1 protein-coding gene and 1 pseudogene are annotated in these 1,825 nt (G+C 60.0%); both read right to left on the reverse strand.

All coding sequences use genetic code 11. The annotated features are described in order from the left end of the window. A partial coding sequence (locus QD280_RS17740; RefSeq protein WP_279840148.1) for a Cache 3/Cache 2 fusion domain-containing protein occupies positions 1-1,115 on the reverse strand: 1,115 nt, incomplete at its 3' end. Between the two features lie 350 nt (positions 1,116-1,465). Then, positions 1,466-1,825: pseudogene (locus QD280_RS17745) on the reverse strand (hypothetical protein); the annotation flags it as partial.

Raw genomic sequence — 1,825 nt, forward strand, 5'->3', positions numbered from 1 at the left:
GTGATGCGCTGGGACAGATCGCCCCGCGCCAATGCCTGCGCCAGTGACACCAGCGCATCCAGCGGACGACTGATCAGGCGACGCTCGAGGAAGTAGAGAATGCCGGCCACGGCCAGCGCCAACAGCAGTGCCAGCCCGAAGACCTGATTGCGAACCTGCGTGATGCCCGCCGTCACTTCCTGCTTGTCGATCGTGGTCGCCACCACCCATTCCCACGCCGGGTATTGTTCGAAGCGCGTGACCTTGGTGCCCGTCTCTCCGGGCAGGCGATATTCCATCTGGCCCTGGGGCTGATCGAGCAACTTCGCGAAGATCTGACGCCCCTGGTCGTCACGGACATCAAGCAATGAAGTCCCCTGCCACTGGTCGCCAGCCAGCACCCGGCCAGGGCTCGCGGCGGCAGTGCTTGCCAGCAGACTGAAATCTCCCTCATGCCATTTCACGTTGGTGATCGTGGTGTAGAGCTCCTGGATCTGAGCCCCGATATCCACCCCGATGAAGGAAGCACCCACGATGTCTCCCGCCTCGTCCTCGATGGGCTGATAACGCGTCATGTAATGCTTGTCTGCCAGATTCAGCAAGCCGCTGTAGGACTGACCATTGCGCAGCGCAGACAGCACCTCGCCCTCCAGAGCGAAGCCGAGCATCCGTGAACCATCGGTATTCTGCAACGAGGTGGAAATGCCGACGAAGTCATCGCCATCGCGCACGAACAGACTGACAGGGGCGCCGGTCCTCTGGGTGAAATTGTCCAGATACAGCGGCTGGCTGTTCTGCATGATGCCGGCATTGCGCAGCACCGGTACCAGACGCTCACCAGCTTTCAGTCTGCGGCTGTCATCGAGACTGAAACTATCGGGAATCGTGGCTAGGAATGCGCTCAGCATGCGTGTGACACTCGCCTGCATCGAGGTATCGAACAAGGTGAGCATCTGGGTGACCTGACGCTGTTGCTGCTTGAGGGCAATCTCCATGTCTCCTTCAACCTGGCGTGCGCTGGCGCTCGAGAACACCAGTCCCAGCGTCAGAAATGCTGCCATCATGAGGATCAGGATCAATAGCGCCAACTTGCTGCCGACGCTGGCATGCGCCAGACGCTGTCTGAGTGAAGTCATACCGCGGGTACCCGGTGTGGTGGAAGTTCACCGACTATCGACCAACGTTGGCTTAACTGAAGGGCCAGAAAAAAGAATTCATCTTTTTTCAGGAGACAGCAAAAAACACCACTAACTGTCATCAAGATGACACTTTCATATGGCGCTGATATCAGTGGCGGGCGTTGGCCACATGAGCGTTGATCACATGAACGTGGGTCACATAAGCCCTGGCCACGAAAAAGCCCTCACCGACGGCAGTCGGCAAGGGCTTGGCGGAAACATCAACGGCTAGCTGTCACGTTCAATGGCGCTCGATCAAGCTCTTGGCGCAGGATCGAGCTCAGGGGTCAGCTTGGAGCCGAGCGCGCTCAGAAGGCTTCCCACTCCTCCTCTTCACGACGCTGGGAGCCGCGCGAGGCGGTTGCCGGCGGCGTGAAGGCAGACTGCTCGGTAGCCGCCATCTGCTGGGTGTTCATGTGCGCCATGGACTGATGCGACATGGACGATGTTGCCATATCCTGAGCGCCCGCCACCTTGAAGCCGGCCATCAGCTGCTCCAGCGCCTGGGCCTGTGCGCTCATGCTGCGCGCCGCGCCACTGACCTGATTGACCAGGGTGGTGTTCTGCTGCGTCATCGCATCCAGCTCGCTGACCGCGGTATTCACCTGGCCGACGCCGGCACTCTGCTCACGTGCGCCGGCACTGATCTCGGCGATCATGTCGTTGAC

This window comes from Cobetia sp. 1AS1 (genome assembly GCF_029846435.1).
Classification (GTDB): domain Bacteria; phylum Pseudomonadota; class Gammaproteobacteria; order Pseudomonadales; family Halomonadaceae; genus Cobetia; species Cobetia amphilecti.